We start from the raw sequence: 20316 nt of genomic DNA on the forward strand, positions 1-20316 counted from the left end.
CGGCAGGCAGCTTTTCCACAACAAAACGACTGCAGCCGCGGCGGCACCAACGGCTGGTACGTGTGGGGGCGTTCCCGGGCGCGGTCCCGCGAGGCCCCATGGCATCACCCCATCAGAAATACACCAGACTGCAAGAGATCCTGCGCGAGATGGGAACCGTCCTGGTCGCCTTCTCGGGCGGGGTCGACTCCACCTTTCTCCTTAAGGCAGCGATAGACACCCTCGGATCGGCGCAGGTCCTCGCCGTCACCGCCACCTCACCCACCTACCCTGAAAGCGAGCTGAACGAGGCGAAGCGCCTGGCCGCGTCCCTTGGGGCGACGCAGCTGCTGGTCGAATCCAACGAGCTGGAGATTCCCGGTTTCAGCCACAATCCCAAGGACCGTTGCTACCACTGCAAGAGCGAGCTGTTCCGGATCTGCAGCGACAAGGCGCGCGAGCTCGGCTTCGCCGTCGTCGCCGACGGCAGCAACACCGATGACCTCGGCGACTACCGCCCCGGACGGGTGGCGGCCTGCGAGCTCAAGGTGCGCTCGCCGCTGCTCGAGGCGGAACTGGCCAAGGCGGACATCCGGGAACTGTCGCGGGGCTTGGGGCTTCCCACCTGGGACAAGCAGGCCTACGCCTGCCTGGCCAGCCGCTTCCCGTACGGCACCGAGATCACCGAGCAGAGGCTGAACCAGGTGGAGCGCTGCGAGGAATTCCTGAAAGGGGAGGGGTTCAAGGTGTACCGGGTGAGGTTCCATCAGGAGAGCGCGCGCATCGAGCTCTCCGAGGCGGAGCTGGGGCGGATGCTGGAGCCGGAGCTGCGGCGCCGCACCCTCGACTGCTTCAGGCAGGCCGGCTTCACCTATGTGTCGCTCGACCTGCAGGGGTACCGCACCGGCAGCATGAACGAGGGGTAAGCCTCAGGTGATCTCCACGGTTATGGTCTTGGGGATGACGATGGTGAGGACGCCGCAGTCGCAGTTCGCGCTGAAGCTCGCGGTGTCGAACTCGGGGGGGACGGCGAAGCTCCTTTGAAAGGGGCCGAAGTAGCGCTCGATCCTGTGGAAGTTTTCCTTCCTGATCTCCTCGCTGTGCTTTCGTTCACCCTTGATGGTGAGGGTATGCTCTTCCGCCCTGATCTCGATGTCGGAGAGGTTCAGGTCGGGAAGCTCGACCTTGATGGTCACCGCCGCGTTGCTCTCGTAGACGTCGGCCGGCGGGTGCCAGACCCCCTCCCTGATCTCCTCGCCGATCTCGCGGGTCCAGGCCAGGTCCAGCAGCCGGTTCATCTTGTCCTGCATGCTTCTGAGTTCGCTGAGCGGGTTGTACCTGACGATCGCCATCTTCTCCCTCCGCTGGTGCGCCACCGGGCGCGTATGGTAGGCAAAATTTAAGGGGAGGGAGCCGTTTCCTCAAGCCCCCTCCCCGTTGTTTCCTTCTCCTGGTCTAAATCCGCTTCCCCTTGGGTACGGTGTGCTTCAATTTTTTGGAGCCGTCGTAGAGGTGTTGTTTCACCAACTCCCTTTGTGCCTTCAAGTCCTTTTTCTCGTAGTCCATTGCCAGGTTGATTTCCATCCTCTGTGCCAATTCGTCGATGGTTTTTTCTTCGTCTCGTGCCATGCTGGCTCCCCTTTTACCTGGTTGTTAACGCCGACGCCTAACTGCCTGAACTTGCTGCACCCCCTTTTTTTATTTTTGAGAATCATAGCAGTTTGGATCTTTTTTGCAACAGAACATTTCGCCTTGAAGCATAAGGGGTTATCGGATAATATGGCCGGGAAAATCCCAGTCCTTAGGAGTGTTTATGTTGCAGTACAAGGTCGTCGAACTGAGCCATGTTTCCGAGGAAACCATCGAGGAAGCGCTGAACGAATGGACCCGGAAAGGGTGGAAGTTCGACGCCATGCAGTTTGCCATGCGTGACGCTAGCAAGCGCCCGGCCATGGCCTTCGTGGTCTTCACCAAAGAGGAGGAGTAGGTGACGGCCGAGAGAGAAACACTGTACCTGCTGGACGGCTCTTCCTACATCTACCGGGCCTATTTCGCCATCCGCCACCTGAGCTCCCCCAACGGCTTCCCCACCAACGCGCTCTACGGTTTCACCCAGATGCTCTTGAAGGTCATGAAGGACCGGGCACCGGCCCACGTGGCCGTGGTGTTCGACGCCGGCAAGATCACCTTCCGAAACGAGCTCTTCCCCGCCTACAAGGCGACCAGGAGCGCCATGCCCGAGGATCTTGCCCAGCAGATCGAGCCGATCAAGCAGATGGTGCGGGCCTTCAACATCCCCGCGCTGGAGCTTCCGGGGTGGGAGGCGGACGACATCATCGGGACCATCGCCAAGAAGGCGCAAGCCGCGGGGCTCGACTGCGTGGTGGTCACCGGCGACAAGGACCTGATGCAGATCGTCACCGAGCACGTGACCCTTCTGGACACGATGAAGGAGAAGAGCTTCGGCATCCCCGACGTCATCGAGAAGTTCGGCGTGGAGCCCGCGCGGGTGGTCGACGTGCTGGCACTTTGGGGGGATACCTCCGACAACATCCCCGGCGTCCCCGGGGTCGGCGAGGTGACCGCCAAGAAGCTCCTGCAGGAGTTCGGCACGCTGGACGAGCTGCTGGCGCGGGCGTCCGAGGTGAAGGGGAAGACCGGCGAGCGGCTGGTCGAGTTCGCCGACCAGGCCCGCCTGTGCCGCACCCTGGCCACCATCGACTGCAACGTTCCCATCGAGTACGACATCGACGACTTCGCGGTGACCCCTCCGGACAACCGCCGCTTGGCCGCGCTGTTTCGCGAGTACGGGTTCGCCACCTTGTTGAAGGACCTCACCAGTTCGCCCACCCTTTCCTGCGACCGCTATTCCCTGGTGCTGACCGAGGCCGAGCTGCGCGAACTGGTGGCGAAGCTGGCAAAGGCGCCCGCCTTCGCCATCGACCTGGAGACCACGAGCCTCAACCCCTTCGAGGCGGCCGTGGTCGGCTACGCGGTGAGCTGCCACTCCCATGAGGCCTACTACATCCCGGTCGGGCACCGCTACCTGGGCGCCCCGGAACAGCTCCCGGAACAGCTGGTACTGGAGCTTTTGGGACCGCTCCTCGCCGACCCGTCCCGCAAGAAGATCGGCCAGAACCTGAAGTACGACTACCAGGTGCTGCAGCTGGCCGGGGTGAAATTCGCCGGCATCTGGTGCGACACCATGCTGGCCGCCTACCTGGTCAACCCGTCGCGCAACAGCCAGGGGCTGGACGCCCTGGCGCTGGAGTACCTGGACCACCGCATGATCTCCTACGCGGAGGTGGCCGGCACCGGCAAGTGCGAGCTGAACTTCTCCGAGGTGGACCTGGACCGCGCCGGCCCCTACTCCTGCGAGGACGCCGACGCCACCTTCCTGTTGCACGAGATCCTGCTCCCCAAGGTGCGCGAGCAGGGTATGGAGGAGCTTCTCTTCGACGTCGAGATGCCGCTCATGGAGATCCTGGCGGACATGGAGCTGTGCGGCGTGAAGCTCGACCTTGAGCTCATGAAGGAGCTCTCCGCCGGGTTCGGCAAACAGCTCATCGAGCTGGAGGCGAAGATCCACGACCACTGCGGCGGCCCGTTCAACATCAACTCGCCCAAGCAGCTGGGGGAGATGCTCTTCGAGCGGATGGGGCTCGCCGTCGGCAAGAAGACCAAGGGGAAGACCGGCTGGTCCACCAACGTCGAGGAGCTGGAACGGCTGGCCGAGCAGCACGAGGTGGCGAGGCTGCTGCTGCAGTACCGCAGCATCTCCAAGCTCAAGTCGACCTACACCGACGCGCTCCCGAAGCTCGTCGACCCGAGGACCGGCCGCGTGCACACCTCCTACAACCAGGCGGTCACCAACACCGGCCGGCTCTCCTCGTCCGACCCGAACCTGCAGAACATCCCGGTGCGCGGGGCGGAGGGGCGTGACATCAGGCGCGCTTTCGTGGCCGAGCCGGGAAGCCTGATCCTTTCCGCGGACTACTCGCAGATCGAGCTGCGTGTGCTGGCCCACCTCTCCGGGGACCGGGTGCTCAGTGAGGCATTTGCCTCCGGTGAGGACGTGCACCGCCGCACCGCCTCCGAGGTGTTCGGCATGTTCCCGGAACTGGTGACTCCCGAGATGAGGCGCCAGGCCAAGGTGATCAACTTCGGCGTCATCTACGGGCAGGGAGCCTTCTCCCTCGCCAAGGAGCTGGGTGTTCCCGCGAAGCAGGCCAAGGCGTTCATCGACAGCTACTTCGAGCGCCACGCCGGGGCCAGGAGCTTCCTGGACAGCTGCATCTCCGAGGCCGAGACCTGCGGCTTCGTCACCACCATCCTGGGGAGAAGGCTGCAGATCCCGGAGATCGCCAGCAAAAACGGCAACATCCGCGCCTTCGCCCAGAGAAACGCCACCAACTACCCGATCCAGGGCTCGGCGGCCGACATCATCAAGGCGGCCATGATCAAGGTCTCCCGCCGCATGCGTGAGGAACAGGTGGCCAGCCGCCTGATCATGCAGGTGCACGACGAACTGGTGTTCGAGGTGCCGGAAAACGAGCGGGAGCTGATGGAGGAGCTGGTGCGCAGCGAGATGGAGGGCGCGCTTTCCCTGTCGGTGCCGCTCAAGGTGGATCTCAACTTCGGTCTGAACTGGGCCGAGGCGCACTAACGTTTTCGCGGCAGCTGCCGAAGAGGAGTAGACGGAGGCGTTATGGCTGAGGAGCTGGAACAGTACGCGAGATACTTCCATGAAGGGCACCGTGTCCGCGTGGGCATACCGCTGGAAGGGGGCGGCTGGTTTCCGGAGTGGGGATTGGTGGCCACGCTGGAGGACGACCTGCTGCTGGTCGATCTTTCGCGGGACCAGCTCCCCGAGGAATCGAGACTCGAGACCGGCCAGACCCTGAACGTGGGGCTGCCCGACCAGGAACAGGCGCTGACCTGTCGTGCCGTCCTGGTCCGCGTCGATGCGGCGGAGCACCGCCTGGCGCTGCGGCTGATCGAGGAAGTCTACCCGTTCGAGCCCCGGGAGTACTATCGCCAGGACGTCTACCTCCCACTGGATTACCGGCTTCCCCTGTCCCAGATCGAGGCGGACGTCAGGCTGCGCTGGCTGGAGCGGCGCAGGGAGATGGAATTCGCCGCTCAGATTCCGGAGCCGGGTGAACCGGAGGAACTCGAGGACAGCAGGGAGGAGATCAGGGCGAGGCTGGCAAAGCGCAAGGATACCCCGCCGGTAGCGGCCAACATCTCGGGCGGGGGGCTGCGCATCAACATCAACGAGAAGCTGATTGTGGGACAGCTGATCGAGCTGAGCATCTACGTTCCCAACTCGCAGCACCTGATCGAAATCGTGGGAGAGGTGGTAGAGGTGCGGGATCTGCCCGACCAGGTGCGCTTCAGCACCGCGGTGAGGTACCGTATGATCGATGAGGCCGACCGCGACCGGCTGATCGGCTACATCTCGGCGCAGCAACTGCTGCAGCTTTCCCAGCAGACTCCGAGGGTGCTGCCCTCGCCGGAGCCGGGACTGTCGGCGTTCGCCTGGCGCCTGCAGATCGCCCTGGCCTTCATCCTACTGGTAGCTTTCGTCGGCTGCCAGGTGCGGGCGATCCGCATGGCCAAGGAACGCGGGGAAAAGTGGGAGGTACAGCGGATCTTCGACGAAGGGTTCGTGGAATTCCTCAAGCGGCAGCGGTAACCATCTCCATGGCGTCCTCGATCATGATCTCCAGTTCGGCGAGCATGATCTCCTTGATCCCCATGCTTTGCGCCTCGAAGGTCGCCGCCAGCATCAGGTTCGGCTCCGGCGCCCCCCCAAGCCCCAGTTTCCGGCAGGCGTGATCCACCAGTCGCACCAGGCAAAGCAGCACGTTGCCGCTGTCGGTGAGCTCGCTGTGGTGGTCGCGCACGATGGTGCAGTAGATCTCCGGCAGGTTCCATTTCTGCATCAGCTGGTATCCCGATTCGGTGTGCATCGCCGCGATGATTTCCGCGGTGAGCTCGCGCGACACCCCCTTCCGCTCCCCGTCCGTGTTGACGATCCCCTCCAGGACCTTCAGTATCAAAAGGCTTCCGATGTCGTGCAGCAGCCCGGCGATGAACCCTTCCTGCGCGAGCTGCCTGTAACCGTTTTTCTCGCAGAGCCAGCGGGTGCCGATGGCGCAGCCGATGGCGTGCTTCCAAAGGACCTGGGAGTGGCTCTTCAGCTCCGGGTGGGTGAAGCTGTTGTAGCTGTTTTGCTGCGAGGCGAGCATGGCCACGCTCGCGATCTCGCGTGCCCCCAGCCGTACCACGGCGTCGGTGATGGTGGTGACCTTGGCGAGCCCGCTGAAAAAGGCGGAGTTGGCGAGCCTGAGGATCTGGCTGGTCAGCGCCTGGTCCTTGATGATCAGCGCCACCACCTGGTCGATGGTGAAATCCTTGCCGGACAGGATCCCCTGCAGCTTGACCGCGACCGGGTGGAACACGGGGAGGTTCAGGGTTTCCGAATCCAGCTGCTCCTTGACGACCTCGACGAAGGGTTTGCTCGTCATGTTATTCCCCCAGAAGACGCCTGATCTCGGCGATCGGGCGCGGCTTGCCGATCCTGGGCAGCAGCCGCACCGTATCGTGCAGCGATACCTCGCCCCGTGCCGCCTTGCACAGCCCCGATTCCAGAAGGGTCACCATGCCGGTGGTCTCGGTGGAGATCTTCCTGATCTCGTAGGAAGTCTTCTTGCTCAGGATGGCGTCTTTCACCAGTTCGTTCAGGATCAGCATCTCAAAGACTCCGACCCGGCCGCGGTAGCCGCTGTAGCGGCACTTGCTGCACCCCCGCCCGGTCTTGAACTCGGCGCCCCTCAGGTCGACGTTGCTGTAGCCGATCCTTCTCAGCTCGGTCGGGTTGGGGAGGTAGGGTTCGGCGCATTCCGGGCAGACCATGCGCAGCAGACGCTGGGCCAGCACGCAGACCACGGTGGAGGCGATCAGGAACGCCTCGATGTCCATGTTCATGAGACGCAGCAGACCGCCGACGCTGTCCTCGGTGTGGAAGGTGGTGAGCACCTTGTGCCCGGTAAGCGCGGCCTGGATGGCCGTCTCGGCGGAGAAGCTGTCCCTCATCTCGCCGAGGACGATGATGTCGGGATCCTGGCGCACGATGTGGCGCAGGGTTTCGTCGAAGGTGACCCCGATCTTCTGGTTGATGGAACACTGGGCGATCCCCTCGATGACGTACTCGACCGGTTCCTCGGCGGTGACGATGCTGGTCGAGAGTTCGTTGAGATGTTGCACGCAGCTGTACAGGGTCGAGGTCTTGCCGCTGCCGGTGGGGCCGGTGACGATGAGCACCCCGCTGGGCGTATCGAGGGCGTCGTCGATGAAGCGCTCCAGCATGCGCCCGGGCATGCCGATCTCCTTGAGGTCCAGCAGCTCCCCCTTCATGCTCAACAGGCGCAGCACGATCTTTTCGCCGTGGATGGTGATGTAGAAGGACACCCTCATGTCGAGGGTCGCGCCGGTCTTGGGGCTCTCGTAGCAGATCCTGCCGTCCTGGTGCCTCCTGCGCTCGGCGATGTCGGCCTCGGCCATGACCTTGATCCTGCTGCTCACCGGCAGCGCCAGCTCCTTGGCGAGGTCCTTGTAGAGCACCAGCATCCCGTCCCGGCGGAACCGGACCCGGAGCACGCCGCGCATCGGCTCGATGTGGATGTCGCTGGCACCGTCCTTGAGAGCCTCCTCGAAGATGGAATTGACGATGCCGGTGACGGTGTGCTCGTCGGTCGCGGTGCCGTCACCCTGGATCATCCCCCTTTTCAGGAGGAGGAAGGCTTCACGGATCGCCTTCATGGTGCAGATGGTGAAGACGGTGCTCCCCTGCCCGAAGAGTTTCTCGGCGGTCCTTCTCCCCTCCTGGTTCAAGGGGTCTGCTATGGCGACCACTATCTGGCCGTTCTCTTCCCGGACCGGGACGAAGTTGTGCTGCGCGAGCCAGTGCTGTGGGACCTTGGCCAGAAGCGACCGGTCGATGTCGGATGCCTGCAGATCGATGAACGGGTAGCCCAGCTGGAAGGCAAGCACCTCGGCCAGCGTGTACTCCTCGATGAAACGCTGCTCCACGAGGATCTCGCCGAGCATCTTGCAGTTCCCCCCGTCACGCTGGATGCCCAGGGCTGCTTGCAGCTCGGCGGGCTTCAGGTAACCGAGTTCGACCAGCAGTGCGCCCAGCTTCACCGACACGATGTTGCTGCGCAGGGTCTCGCGCAACTGCTCCCGGCTGAAGAACCCCAGCTCGAGCAGCACCGCGATCAGCGTCCTCGGCGTCACCAGCTTGGTTTTCACCCGTTGGGCGTAGGCCAGCTGGGTCTCCGCCAGGTAGCCGGATTTCACCAGGAGGGAGGCTATTTCCAGGCCGGAGTCGTCCATCCCTTCTTTGCGTACCGCTTGATTCGGGTAGTTGCCGTAGCTTTCCATGCACCTTCCCCCGCGTGAGCGCAGGCTGTAAGCCACACTCATCGTTGACATACGCCCCAAAACCTTGGTAGTATACCATGCCGATTGGAGCAGGCTAATTTATCTCCTCTCTCGAAATCGCACGTCTTCCCCCTTCAATACACGCAAAAACAGCAGCTTGTGCTGGCGCGCATCAGTCACTCCGCAGTAATGGGCCGCAGGCAGAGCAGAAGCAAAGGAAAGAGCCCGCCGCATGAAAAAGAAGGACAAAGAGAAACAGCAGCCCAAACAGAAAGAGTTCAGCGCCTCCCCTTTCAAGGCCCTCAAGGATGCCTCCCTCAACCTGCAGGGTGCGCCGTCGGCGCCGGCCCCTCCCAAGAAGAAAGAGGAGAAGCCCGCCAAGACGGCACTGGAACTGTCGGACGAGATGTTGTTTTTCGAGGCCGTCGCCGGAGTGAAGCGCATCTCCGGAACCACGCCGCCTGCGCAGGTGAAGGCGCAGCAGACGGCGAAGGCCCGCCGCGACGAGGAGGATCAGGAGGTCTTCCTGAAGGCCCTCGAGGCCCTGCGGCTCGACGTACGTTTTTCCGACCAGGTTCAGGACGAGGAGCCGGCTCCGCGTCCGGCTGCGGTGAACCGGCTGCGCCAGGTGCGCCGCGGCGGCATCAGGATCGACCTGCAACTCGATCTGCACGGACTGACCCGGGACGAGGCGGTGGAAAACCTGGAGCGCTTCGTGAAAGCCGCCTACAATCGCGGGCAGAAGGGGGTGCTGGTGATCACCGGCAAGGGGAACAACTCCCCCGGTGAACCGGTGCTGAAGGTCGCCGTCGCCAACTGGCTCAGGGAGCACGGCAAGGGGATGGTCGCCGAGTTCGTGCAGGCCCCCAGCGACATGGGGGGCAGCGGCGCTTTCGTGATCTTCTTCAAGGAGAAAAAGGTGGAGCCGGCAGAGGCGGGTGAGGCCGGGGGCAAGGAATAAGGGCTAAGGACCTTTCTGGAGAGGGTGCGCGGCAGAAGGGACTGGCTCCGTCAGGTGCCTGTCCCTCTAGCGGAACGCTCCTTTCAGGTCAGCCACCTCCTCCAAGCGCTAAGGGGACAGGCACCTGGCGGAGCCAGTCCCCTTCCTTCGGGGTACAGCACTAAGATGGGGAAAAGCCCCCGCTTTCTGGGGCTTGCCTGTTTCAGGAGCTCAAATGGTAGCAGCAGAGAGATATCGCATCGGCATCGACCTGGGGGGAACCAAGACGGAAGGGGTGCTGCTAGATTCCGCCGACGCGGTCCTTGCGCGGGAACGCCGGTCCACGCCCCTCTCCGAGGGATATGCGGCCGTCCTGGAGTCGGTGGCGCAACTGGTGCGCGACCTCGCCGCGCGACTGCCGCAGGGCGCTCCCTATACCGTCGGCGTGGGTATCCCGGGCTCGGTGGATGCGGTCACGGGGCTGGTGCGTAACGCCAACTCGGTCTGCCTGATCGGGCGACCCTTTAAAGGCGACCTGGAGCGGCTTTTGGAAAGAAGGGTGGGGGTACGTAACGACGCGGACTGCTTCACCCTGGCGGAGTGCCGCATGGGGGCGGGCGTCGGGCACCAGGTGGTGTTCGGGGTGATCATGGGCACCGGCTGCGGCGGCGGGATCTGCCTGGACGGGGTGGTGCGCGAGGGGCCGCACCGGATTAGCGGCGAGTGGGGGCATGTCTCCATCGATCCTGCCGGGGCCCCGTGCTACTGCGGCAATCGTGGTTGCATCGAGACCAAGATCAGCGGGTCCGGCGTCGAGTCGGCGTATCTCGCGCGCAACGGCGTGAGTCTCACCATGGAGGAGATCGTGGCCGGGGCCCGTGGCGGCGATGCCCGCGCCCTCGTTGCCTTCAACACCTTTCTCGACGATTTCGGCCGCAGCCTGGGCGGCCTCATCTCCATCCTCGACCCCGACGCCGTGGTGCTGGGAGGAGGTCTTTCCAACATCGAGGAGCTTTACCAGGCCGGCGTCGAAAGGGTGCGGCAGTACGCCTTTCATAACGACCTGCGCACGCCGATCCTGAAGCATAAGCTGGGCGATTCCGCCGGTGTCTTCGGGGCGGCGTGGATAGGAATCTGATACCGTCCTGATTTATTTGAAATAATTAATGTCTTTGCTACTATAGTTTGGTTTCTGGCCCATACCCCACATAAAGGCGGTGCCACATGGAAACCGAACCCGGCAAGAGGATCAACATCAGGTACAAGTGCAGGCTCGATGACGGCAGGGTTTACCTGGTCGGCGAGCACAACACCCTCGAATTCGTCGTCGGCTCCGGGCGGGTCCCGTCCGCACTGGAGCAGGGGCTCATGGGCATGGCCCGGGGCGACCACCGCGTGATACGGGTGCCTGCCGGCGAGGCCAATCTCTTCCCCTTTCCCTTGGGTTCCCACTTCGCCTTCTCGACGGACCGCGCCCCGGGCGTCGCTTATGACTTCGGTCCCGGCCTCGGCGGCGACGTCTCCCTGTCCCTGGGCAGGCGCGACTACCGCGAACCGCTCCCCACAGATCAGGATGTCTACTTCGAAATCGAAATGCTGTCGGTAGAGTAGAATGACCGAGCCTGCAACGGTCACGGCCTCCATCTCTCGAACGCCCCCTGTGTTGCCGTTGACCCCTGCAGAGTTTTCCCTCCACGACGGCGGGAGGATACCGCCTCCCGCCGACTCTTCATTTACATCTTCTCCTTCACGCTCCTGATCTTGTCCTCCATGGTCTGCTCCCGGTCGGTGCGGGTGCCGAGCTTCACCGTGGTGGTGATGCGCGGGGCGCCCATGGCGTGCACGGTCTCGTGGCAGCGCTTGATGGCAGCGAAGACTTCATCCCATTCCCCTTCGATGTTGGTCCCGTAGGAATGCAGCGCAATCTTCAGTCCCGCTTCGTTCAGCACCTTTTCGCAGGCAGCGATGTAACTGGACAGGGAGACGCCGACACCCAGCGGGACGATGCACAGATCAACCATAACTTTCATCACGTTCTCTCCTTATAGTGACAGTACTTTGAGGACCCGGCGGCTGCCCCTGGGTCCGGCTACCAATCATAATGGATGCCGGGCAGGTTTTAAAGCAGCAAACTCAGCAGGAGGCGCCGGCAGGCTCAAAGTCTCGGTGGCACAGGCAAGAAGTTCAGCGGTGTTGACTTTGACTGTCAAGCACCTAAACTGATTCAACTTGCATGTGTCATCACACTGTAACAGTGGAGAAACTATTGAGTCACACTGAGCAGGCAAATGCCAAGGTGCTGATCACCGGAGCCACCGGCTTCATCGGCAGAAGACTCGTGGATGCCCTGGTGGCGGAAGGAATCCCGATACGTTGCCTGGTGCGCCGGTCCGAGGTCGCTTTCCCGCCGCAAGCGGAGGTCGTCCAGGGTGACCTGTTGCAGCGCAACTCGCTGCTCGCACCGCTGCGGGGGATCGAGACGGCGTACTACCTGGTGCACGCCATGGGCGGCGAACGCGCGGGATTCGAGCAACGCGACCGCCAGGCTGCGGAGAATTTCGTGGCGGCGGCGGAGATGCAGGGGGTGAAGCGGGTCATCTACCTGGGGGGGCTGGGGGAGGAGGGGGACCAACTCTCCGAGCACCTGGCGAGCCGCCTGGAGGTGGCCAGGATCCTGCAGCGCGGCGCGTTCCAGACCACGTACCTCAGGGCCGCCGTCATCATCGGCGCGGGAGGCGCCTCCTTCGAGATGATCCGTTACCTCGTGGAGAGGCTTCCGGTCATGATCACGCCGCGCTGGGTCTCGACCAGGTGCCAGTTCATCGCGGTGCAGGACGTGATCGCCTACCTGGTCGGCTGCCTGAAGGACGCGCGCACCGCCGGCCACACCTATGACATCGGCGGACCGGAGCTCCTCTCCTACCGGGACATGATGGAGCGCTTCGCGGAAGTGGAAAAGAAGTTCATCAAGATCATCCCCGTCCCCTTCCTGACCCCGAAGCTCTCCTCCTACTGGGTCTGGCTGATCACGCCGGTAAAGCCGTCCATTTCCATGCCGCTCATCGAGGGACTGGGCAACGAGGTCATCTGCCACGATCAGGAGATCCGGAAGATCCTTCCCATTCCCCTTACCGGGTTCGACGAGGCGGTGCGCCGGGCACTCGAGGAGGAAGCGGGGCAGGGGCAGGGAGACACGGGGACGACGTAGCCGCTTTTACGCTTAAAGGTTAATTAATAACTGTCGATAAGGGAGGCAGAACCGGCAGTGATTATTCAGTCGAAGCTGCACCGGCATGGGCGACGGACGCGGCCAGGGGAGAGACATGAAGTGCTTGATCATTGAGGACAACGAATTCCTGCGCGAAGGTCTCATCATGTTTTTGCAGGGGGTGGCGGAGATCGAGACCGCCGGCAACGGCCGGGAAGGCGTCGACCGCTTCACCGAGGCGTTGCAGCAGGGGCATCCCTTCGACCTGGTACTGCTCGATATCGTCATGCCGGAGATGGACGGCCAGCAGGCGCTGAAGCTGATGCGCAAGGCGGAAAGGGAAGAGGGCGCCGGCGGGCGCAAGAGCGTGATCATCATGACCACGGCCTTGAACTCCCCCGCCAACATGGAAGAGGCGATGTGGGACGGCGACTGCAGCGACTACCTGGTGAAGCCGGTCGCTCGCGCCGACCTGATGGCCATGCTGCAGCGTCACGGCCTGCTCTGAAGCGGCGAAGGGACCGACCATGGAACCTAACTTCTACCGGCCCACGGTGCAAAGCTCCCTCGAGCAGGACTCCCTGGAGATACTCGCAAACTTCCGGGAGCTCATCAAGGAGAGTTCGGGAACCAGGGTCAAACTGCTGAACTACTACAAGGGACTGCCGATCAGCTATCCCGCCACCCTGGTGGAAGTGAGCGGCCAGGTCCTGGAACTGGACGTGCACCCGCAGCAGGCGGTGGCCCTCGGGCTGTCCAAGCGGACCTGCATCAAGTGCGGCATCTTCAGCCACACCCTTTTGGCCGAGGTCAAGGATGCGGACGTGCGGCGCATGATGGCGTCCCTGCACAACTTCAGCTACGTGGACCTGATGGCGGAGCAGCGCGCCTCGCTGCGGCTTGAGCTCGATCCTCCCTGCGAGGCGGAGATCACCGCTTCAGGCCGGACCGTGGCGGCAATGGCGCTCGATGTGTCGCTGGGCGGATTCTCCGCGCTGAGCTCGCAACCGAGCCAACTGGAGAAGGGGGCCGAGGTGCTGCTCAAGGTGATGATGCCCAACCTGCTGCACAACACGGTGACCCCGCTGGAGGTTCCGGCGACCGTGGTGGATGTCTCCTGCGGTGACGACGGCGATCTCTGCCGCTTTGCCATAAGCTCCGATGCACAGGCCGAAGGGGTGCTTTCCCGTTTCATTTTCCAGCGCCAGGTGGACCTGATTCGGGAGTTGAAGGAGATGAGCGGCTGAGGACAAGCCGCGTCAAGGAGAGCGTATGCCTGACAACCTGTTCATACCGTCGGTGGATTTGCGGATAGGGAGCCTCGAGGAGTACAACCGCAGACAGAAGGAGAAGGCGGCCTCGCGGCACGCCAAGCCGAAACCGCGCCCCTGCATCACCATCTCGCGGGAATACGGCTGCACCGGGTACCCGACCGCCGAACTGCTGCGCGACATCCTCATGCAGAGGACCGGCGAGGAATGGGTCCTGATCGACCGGGCCATCGTCGAGGAGGTCGCCAAGCGCCACAACCTGTCCCGGGAGATACTGCAGACGCTGGGCGAGGACAACCGGCTCCTCTCGGAGGTCCTGGCCACCTTCTCCTCGCGCTGGAAAAGCAATTACGACTATTTCCTCCCCCTGTCCCAGCACGTGGTGGCGCTCGCCGAGCAGGGAAACGTCCTGATCCTGGACCTGGGGGGCGCCATCGTCGCCAGGCACCTGGAGCATTCCTACCACTTCAGGATCTTCGGTTCCGAACAGTTCAAGACCGCGACACTCGCACGCCGTCTCAACATCGAGGAGGAAGAGGCCGAGAAGCTCATGCACCGGCAGCAAAAGGTGCGCGACCGCTTCACCAAGGACTTCCTGAACCAGGACGGCCATGACCCCGCTCTCTACGACATGCTGTTCAACAACGATCGCTGCCCTTCCGACCGGATCGCCCACACCATCGCCGACTTCGTGATCAAACCCTGACCAGCTTCAGGTACTGCACCTCGTTGGGGAGGGTGAAGACGACGTAGATGCCGTTGTCGTAGATGTCCTGCGCGTTGCGTGCCGCCGGCCACAGCGTGCGGTTTGGGTCGTCGGCCACCAGGTTCCTTGCCTGGTACTCCCCGGAAAGCCTGATCGCCCCCGGCAAACGGAAGGTGCCCGCGTTGCCGTGGGAGGTGTCCAGGTTGACGAAAACCAGCGTCACCGCGTCACGCTCGCCGTCCTCCCCGCGCCAGCGCGCCACCGAATAGATCTCCTCGTGAAACCCGCCTTCGACCAAGCACAGGAAGTACCGGTTCGGCTCCCGCAGTTCCGGCGTCGCCTCGCGCGCCTGGTTGATCTTCAGGTACATCCGTCCCACCGCCTCCCGTTCCGGGATGTCGTCGGTCCACGCCTTGTACATGTTGGCCCAGCTGTCCCGGAAGGGGAGCTTGTCCGCGAGACCCAGCGGCTGCCCCATGAAAATCATCGGACAGCCGTAGATGGACGCGGTCACGGCGTAGCGCGCCATCATGGCCCACTTGTTGTCGTTGCCCATCTCGTCGTGGCTGGTGCCGTTGTGCATCACCAGCGCCTCCCCGCCGAACAGGGTGCTCTCCGCCTCGAGCGAGTGGAACAGGTCGGTCATCCGCACCGCGTTCATCCGGTACAGGTGGTGGTCCTTCGTGGTCAATACGTCGAAGACCCGGTTCAGCCGGTACTGGATCACGTCCGGGTCGAGCACCTCGGCCAGGAAGATGAAGTCCCAGCGCGCCTTCCGGGTACGGTTCACGATGTACTCCCAGAGCTGGTTGGGGAGTCCCTGCGCGAAGTCGGCCCGGATCCCCGCCAATTTGCCGCCGCTTTTTTCGATCCAGTAGGGGAGGATGTAGCCGAAGTACTGCCAGAGCCGTTCCGTCTCGCTGTCCGAGGCGAGGTCGCTGTAGAGGATGTCCCGCTCGTCTTCGGCGTTCCCCTTCGGGTCCCAGTGGGTCACCGGGTTGCCCCAGTAGTCGGTTCCGCGGCCGGGCTTGGGGCCCAGGGCGGAGTAGTCCCCGAAGAACCAGTCCACGTTGGCGTCGTCCCAGATGTGCTCGTTGAGGCGGTCCGCCGGTGCCCAGACCGCGCACTCGAAGTCGGAATGGGCGGCTTCGCGGTAGTAGGGGACGCTGTGACCGTCGACGAAGGCCGTGCCGCGGGTGCACCAGGACGGGCGGTGCTGGCGGACCCACTCTTCCTGCTCCTGCATCGAGCAAAAGCCGAGGTCGACGGCTCCCGCCCCGTAGATGACGTCGCGGCCGGCGTGGTTGAAGGCGAGATCTATGAAGACATCCAGATCGTCGTCCTTGGCCTCCCGGAACAGGGTCTGGAACAGTTCGAGGGCGCGGGCCGGTGCGGCGTTGTCGGCAAGCCAGCGGTTGATGCTCCAGTAGTCGCGCGACGAGTAGGGGCTCCCGGGGCTGTCGTTGGTCGCCCAGTCCCACTTCTGGCGGTCCCAGCGCCACTGCGTGTTGGGGAAGACCGGCATGAGCCAGAGCGTGTTGAAGCCCAATTCCTTGTTGATGTAGGTGAGCTGGAACGGGTTGAAGCCGTCGAAGTCGTGGGTGGAGAGGAAGTCGTCCAGCGTGCTGCGGTTCTCGTAGGAGCCGCCGGCCAGGGCCTCGACGGTGAGGGCGTTGGCCTCGTAGAGCCGCGCCTGGGCGGCCTTGCCGGGTGATACGACAACGGCGCAGTCGCGCTGCGACGGTTGTCCCGGCCAGGGAGAGAAATCGTTGTGCCACCACCAGGTGTCGGAGCCCGCACTGCGGTAGCGGGCCGTGATGCGGTAAGCGCCGCACTTCTGGACCGGCAGTTCCAGGGTGAAGACCAGGTTGTCGAAGGACCTCCCCTGGAACGACATCCGGTAGGGCATCCAGTACGAGGTGGGGCCGCCGGAGTCGGCGAGCGGCTCGTGGGTCCTGACGAAGTCGCGCCGGTTCAGGTTGCTGAAGAGCTCCACCTCGAACTCTTCCGGTTGGCTCCCCTGGGCGGCGATCTCCACGCTGACCTGGAGCCGGCCCGGGGCCGTGCCGCTCATGGTCTCGTCCAAGAGGAGCTTTACCGTGCCGTAGTTTCCCCAGCGTCCGTTCACCTTGAAGTTGCCGATCCAGGGACTGTATGCCATCGCCACACCTCCCGCGCCGGCGGGTGGGCCACCGGCAGAGTAGTCCTTCGGGCAAACAAGGTAGAACAGTAGCGGAGTTTGGCCGGTTGGCAACAATGGGGCCGGCGGGAAGGAGTGTAGGTGCGAATAATCATTCGCCCTGCACCGTCGGGAGCGCGTCGAAAAGGGCAGTCTAACAGGGATAAAGGGATGAAGCGATGACGGGGATAAACGGTGTGAAGACCTAGGGGAGATTGGCGCGGATCTTCTTCAACAGGCGGACCAGCTCGCGCTGCTCCGCGTCGTCGACGCCGCGCCACATCTGGTCGATCAGGTTGCGCGACACCTCCTCGAAGACGGGCTGCAGCGCCTGTCCCCGCTGCGACAGCTTGACGTACACGGTCCGCTGATCGAGCGTGCTGCTCACCTTGTCCACGTAGCCGTTGGCGACCAGTTTCCCCACCAGCGCGGTCACCGTCGACTTGTCCCGGCGTACCGCCTTGGCCAGGTCCTTCATGGTGACCTCCTCGTTGTTGAAGAGGTGGTACAGGATGGCTCCGTGTGAAGGGGCGAGTCCCTCGATCCCCAGGCGCTTCAGCTCCTGGAGCAGGTACCGGTTGATCCCGGCGCGGGTGTCGCTGATGATGGCGGCGATATTCCTGGTTTCCATGACCTGGGAATTTAGTTTGACGGCAAACTAAAGTCAAGAAAAAAACCGGCGGGTTCAAACTGCGCCCTGCCGGCTGGGAAAAACTTGCCGCGATCGCGGTCAGTCGTCGGAGAGGAAGGTGTCCTCGATCTTGACGGACAGGGTGCTGATGTCGAACGGTTTCTGGATGAAGTGCATCCCCTCTTCGACCACGCCGCTCCTCGCCACCAGGTCGGCCGTGTAGCCGGACATGAACAGCACCTTCACGTCGGGGAAGTTCGCCTTGATCTCCTGGACCATTTCGCTGCCGCTCATGCCGGGCATGATGACGTCGGTCAACACCAGGTCGATCCTGTTCTCCCTCCTGGTGCAGATGTCGATCCCGGCCTGGGGGGTGTCGGCAACGATGACGTGATACCCCAACTCCTTCAGGTACGACCTGGTGACGTTGCGCACCATTTCGTTGTCCTCGACCAGCAGTACGGTGCCGGTGCCGATCCGGACATCGGTGCACCTTCTCTGCATCTCGGCGGGGGTGGCGCCGCTGGTGCGGGGGAGGTAGATCTTGAAGGAGGTGCCGTGGCCTAACTCCGAGTAGACGTTGATGAAGCCGCCGTTTTGCCGGACGATGCCGTACACGGTGGCGAGCCCGAGCCCGGTTCCCTTGCCCATTTCCTTGGTGGTGTAGAAGGGTTCGAAGATGTGCTCCAGCACCTCGTCTCCCATCCCTACCCCCGTGTCGCTCACCACCAGTTGCACGTACTCGCCCGGGACGGAGTCGCGCAGATACTGGCAGCTCTTCTGGCTCAGATAGATGTTGTCCGTGTGGATGGAGAGCACCCCCCCGTCGGGCATGGCGTCGCGGGCGTTGACGGCGAGATTCACCAGCACCTGGTCGACCTGGGAGGGATCCATTTCCACGCTCCAAAGGTCGGCTCCGGGGCGGAAGTTCAACGTGATACTCTCCTCGATGAGCCTCAGCAGCGTCTTCTGCGCCTCGCCCACGAGCTGGTTCAGGTCGATCGGCCGCGGGTCGATGATCTCCTTGCGGGAGAAGGCGAGCAACTGGCGGGTGATCTGGCTCGAGCGCTGCGCCGCCCTTGAAATCTCCTCCAGCGGGTGCCACAGCGGATGCCCCGGATTGATCTTCATCTGCGCGAGTTGTGCCTGCCCCATGATCACGGTGAGCATGTTGTTGAAATCGTGGGCCACCCCTCCGGCCAGCCTCCCCACCGATTCCATTTTCAGCGCCTGGCGCAGTTGTTCTTCGGTCTGTTTGCGCTCGGTGATGTCACGCACGGTGGCGATGACGCCGACGATTTCGCCGCCGGCGTTTCTAAACGGCGCCAGGGTGTCCGCATGCCAGATGGTGCGGCCCGAATCGGGGGCTCTCAGTTCCACCTCGTCAGATTCGACGCCGTTGCCGGCGAGCACCCGCTGCAGCCTCTGGACCACCCCCGCCTTCTCGAGCATGGGAAAGACATCCTGGGGGAGTTTCCCGAGGACCTGCTCGGCGCGGTAACCGGAGAGCGTCTCCATGTAGCGGTTCCAGACCTGAAAGCGCAGGCCTCGATCGTAAACGATGATCCCTTCCTGGGCGCTGGAGATGATCTGCTGCAGGCGTTCCTCGCTCTCGCGCAGGCACTCCTGGACCTCCAGACTTCTCAACTGGGTCAGCCCCTGGATGGCGAGCAGTTCGGTAAGGTTGGCGATGAAAGAAAGGTTCTGGTCCAGCCGGTCCTGGCTGATGACCGGGACGCGGTCCATGGCCAGCAGGTAGGATGCCTCGTCGAAGCCGTACTGCTGCGCCTGAAGCCGGAAACGGCCGCGATCGGGAGGTTGCAGGAAGAGCTGCCCGGTGAAGATGTTGGCGAGGTGTTCGCCCTCTATGATAAGCGGCGTGGCGGTGTCGGTGAGTCCCAGGGGGCAGGTGATCTGAACGTGGCGCTGCTGGTCCTGGAGCCCGCTGGTGATTTTCCGGTCGCTTTCAATGCAGAACAGCTCGGTGGTGTGGTTGCCGCGGTGGAACCTGGTACAGATTTCCTGCCACCCGGAGCCGGTCAGGATGGTTCCCTCCAGGTCGATGATCGCCGAGGGGATCCCGGACACCGCATAGAGGCTGTCGAGGATCGTCTGCAGTTTCGGGATGTCGAGAAGTTCGGCGATTGAGTATTTCATCTGGATTCCCGGTATCCGCTGTATCGGTTGCAGCCACTGATATAAGCACCTGTTGCGGCCTTGCCATATTACTTATAGAGTCTTCCGAATAGTGTCAATGAGTGAAAAGGAAGGGGGCGCCGGGAAACTTCGTAACGGGTCAGCGTAATAAACCCTCTCAGGCCGAGGACATGAACAGATGAGATGAACTACTTGAGAAAATCCTTCATGACCACCTCGGCACAGTCTGGACAGTAGCTATGGCTGAACAGGACCTCGGAATGTTCGGAGATGTACGACTCCAACTGGTTCCAGTACCCCTGGTCGTCGCGGATCTTCTTGCAGGTCATGCAGATGGGGAGGAGCCCGGACAGCTCCTTCACCCTGGAGAGGGCGGCCTGCAGTTCCTGGTTGCGCCGCTGCAGGGTCTCTTTCTGGGAGCGCAGTTCCAGGTGTACCGCCACGCGGCGGGTCAGGATGGCCGGTTTGATCGGTTTGGTGATGAAATCCACCGCGCCCGCCTCGAAACCGCGGGCCTCGTCGACCTCCTCGTTCAGCGCGGAGATGAAGAAGACGGGGATGTCACGGAGTCGCGGGTCCTGTTTGAGCAGGCGGCACAGCTCATAGCCGTCCATCTCCGGCATCATGATGTCCAGCAGGATCAGGTCGGGCGGGGTGGCTTGCGCGAGCCGCAGCGCCTCGGCGCCGCTGTTGGCACCGATCACTTCATACTCGGACCGAAGCACCTTGTAGAGGATGATGAGATTGTCGACGGTATCGTCTACGACAAGAACTGTTTTTTTACCCACCTGTCC

Annotated in this window: 20 protein-coding genes; 11 read left to right on the forward strand and 9 right to left on the reverse strand. The window is 63.0% G+C overall.

The window, feature by feature from the left end:
- Positions 1–98 precede the first annotated feature (98 nt).
- Positions 99–905, forward strand: coding sequence for an ATP-dependent sacrificial sulfur transferase LarE (larE, locus tag KP004_RS00865; protein ID WP_216800519.1), 807 nt, complete (start codon positions 99–101; stop codon positions 903–905).
- 3 nt (positions 906–908) lie between these two features.
- On the opposite strand, the gene KP004_RS00870 is transcribed toward larE, so the two are convergent.
- Complete coding sequence (locus KP004_RS00870) at positions 909–1331, reverse strand: Hsp20/alpha crystallin family protein (protein WP_216800520.1); 423 nt, start codon at positions 1329–1331, stop codon at positions 909–911.
- Between the two features lie 103 nt (positions 1332–1434).
- A complete protein-coding gene (locus KP004_RS00875) occupies positions 1435–1608 on the reverse strand; it encodes a hypothetical protein (protein WP_183345018.1) in 174 nt (57 codons plus the stop codon).
- A gap of 184 nt (positions 1609–1792) precedes the next feature.
- On the opposite strand from KP004_RS00875, the gene KP004_RS00880 reads away from it, so the two are divergent.
- Genes KP004_RS00880 through KP004_RS00890 form a run of 3 tightly spaced genes read left to right on the forward strand, consistent with a single transcriptional unit; the run spans position 1793 to position 5677 of the window.
- Positions 1793–1966 carry a DUF4177 domain-containing protein gene (locus KP004_RS00880; RefSeq protein ID WP_216800521.1) on the forward strand — a complete coding sequence of 58 codons (174 nt, stop codon included), beginning with the start codon at positions 1793–1795 and terminating at the stop codon, positions 1964–1966.
- Entirely contained in the window at positions 1967–4645 is a 2679-nt protein-coding gene (polA, locus tag KP004_RS00885) for a DNA polymerase I (protein WP_216800522.1), read from the forward strand. It begins immediately after the preceding gene.
- 42 nt (positions 4646–4687) lie between these two features.
- A complete protein-coding gene (locus KP004_RS00890; protein WP_216800523.1) occupies positions 4688–5677 on the forward strand; it encodes a PilZ-like domain-containing protein in 990 nt (329 codons plus the stop codon).
- Here KP004_RS00890 and KP004_RS00895 read toward each other — a convergent pair.
- Both KP004_RS00895 and KP004_RS00900 read right to left on the reverse strand, forming a co-directional pair.
- Positions 5661–6512, reverse strand: coding sequence for an HDOD domain-containing protein (locus KP004_RS00895; RefSeq protein WP_216800524.1), 852 nt, complete (start codon positions 6510–6512; stop codon positions 5661–5663). The two genes, KP004_RS00890 and KP004_RS00895, sit on opposite strands and share 17 nt — an antisense overlap.
- Before the next feature lies 1 nt (position 6513).
- On the reverse strand, positions 6514–8430 hold the full coding sequence (locus KP004_RS00900; RefSeq protein ID WP_216800525.1) for a GspE/PulE family protein: 1917 nt from the start codon (positions 8428–8430) through the stop codon (positions 6514–6516).
- Between the two features lie 232 nt (positions 8431–8662).
- On the opposite strand from KP004_RS00900, the gene KP004_RS00905 reads away from it, so the two are divergent.
- The 3 genes from KP004_RS00905 (at position 8663) to KP004_RS00915 (ending at position 10981) form a co-directional block, all read left to right on the forward strand.
- Positions 8663–9391 (forward strand): Smr/MutS family protein, encoded by a 729-nt coding sequence (locus tag KP004_RS00905; protein ID WP_216800526.1) that lies wholly within the window; start codon positions 8663–8665, stop codon positions 9389–9391.
- A gap of 214 nt (positions 9392–9605) precedes the next feature.
- Positions 9606–10508 (forward strand): ROK family protein, encoded by a 903-nt coding sequence (locus KP004_RS00910; RefSeq protein ID WP_216800527.1) that lies wholly within the window; start codon positions 9606–9608, stop codon positions 10506–10508.
- An 86-nt stretch (positions 10509–10594) separates the two neighbouring features.
- Positions 10595–10981 carry an FKBP-type peptidyl-prolyl cis-trans isomerase gene (locus tag KP004_RS00915; protein ID WP_216800528.1) on the forward strand — a complete coding sequence of 129 codons (387 nt, stop codon included), beginning with the start codon at positions 10595–10597 and terminating at the stop codon, positions 10979–10981.
- Between the two features lie 122 nt (positions 10982–11103).
- Here the strand turns inward: KP004_RS00915 and KP004_RS00920 are convergent, their stop codons facing one another.
- The gene (locus tag KP004_RS00920) at positions 11104–11400 is read right to left on the reverse strand and encodes an MTH1187 family thiamine-binding protein (RefSeq protein ID WP_216496826.1); all 297 of its coding nucleotides are present in this window, start codon (positions 11398–11400) and stop codon (positions 11104–11106) included.
- A gap of 236 nt (positions 11401–11636) precedes the next feature.
- On the opposite strand from KP004_RS00920, the gene KP004_RS00925 reads away from it, so the two are divergent.
- The 4 genes from KP004_RS00925 (at position 11637) to KP004_RS00940 (ending at position 14555) form a co-directional block, all read left to right on the forward strand.
- Positions 11637–12578, forward strand: coding sequence for an NAD(P)H-binding protein (locus KP004_RS00925; RefSeq protein WP_239026890.1), 942 nt, complete (start codon positions 11637–11639; stop codon positions 12576–12578).
- A 115-nt stretch (positions 12579–12693) separates the two neighbouring features.
- Complete coding sequence (locus tag KP004_RS00930; protein ID WP_216800530.1) at positions 12694–13086, forward strand: response regulator; 393 nt, start codon at positions 12694–12696, stop codon at positions 13084–13086.
- 19 nt (positions 13087–13105) lie between these two features.
- On the forward strand, positions 13106–13825 hold the full coding sequence (locus KP004_RS00935) for a PilZ domain-containing protein (protein ID WP_216800531.1): 720 nt from the start codon (positions 13106–13108) through the stop codon (positions 13823–13825).
- 25 nt (positions 13826–13850) lie between these two features.
- A complete protein-coding gene (locus tag KP004_RS00940; RefSeq protein WP_216800532.1) occupies positions 13851–14555 on the forward strand; it encodes a cytidylate kinase-like family protein in 705 nt (234 codons plus the stop codon).
- Here the strand turns inward: KP004_RS00940 and KP004_RS00945 are convergent.
- From KP004_RS00945 to KP004_RS00960, 4 genes are all read right to left on the reverse strand, one after another.
- Positions 14545–16716, reverse strand: a complete 2172-nt coding sequence (locus KP004_RS00945; protein WP_216800533.1) for an alpha-amylase family protein — start codon at positions 16714–16716, stop codon at positions 14545–14547. The genes KP004_RS00940 and KP004_RS00945 overlap by 11 nt on opposite strands.
- Positions 16717–16939: 223 nt before the next feature.
- A complete protein-coding gene (locus KP004_RS00950; protein ID WP_216800534.1) occupies positions 16940–17365 on the reverse strand; it encodes a MarR family winged helix-turn-helix transcriptional regulator in 426 nt (141 codons plus the stop codon).
- A gap of 99 nt (positions 17366–17464) precedes the next feature.
- Positions 17465–19522: a PocR ligand-binding domain-containing protein gene (locus KP004_RS00955; protein ID WP_216800535.1), complete on the reverse strand. Its 2058-nt coding sequence runs from the start codon at positions 19520–19522 to the stop codon at positions 17465–17467.
- A 188-nt stretch (positions 19523–19710) separates the two neighbouring features.
- Positions 19711–20310 carry a response regulator gene (locus KP004_RS00960; RefSeq protein ID WP_216800536.1) on the reverse strand — a complete coding sequence of 200 codons (600 nt, stop codon included), beginning with the start codon at positions 20308–20310 and terminating at the stop codon, positions 19711–19713.
- Positions 20311–20316 lie beyond the last annotated feature (6 nt).

Source organism: Geomonas oryzisoli (assembly GCF_018986915.1).
GTDB lineage: Bacteria > Desulfobacterota > Desulfuromonadia > Geobacterales > Geobacteraceae > Geomonas > Geomonas oryzisoli.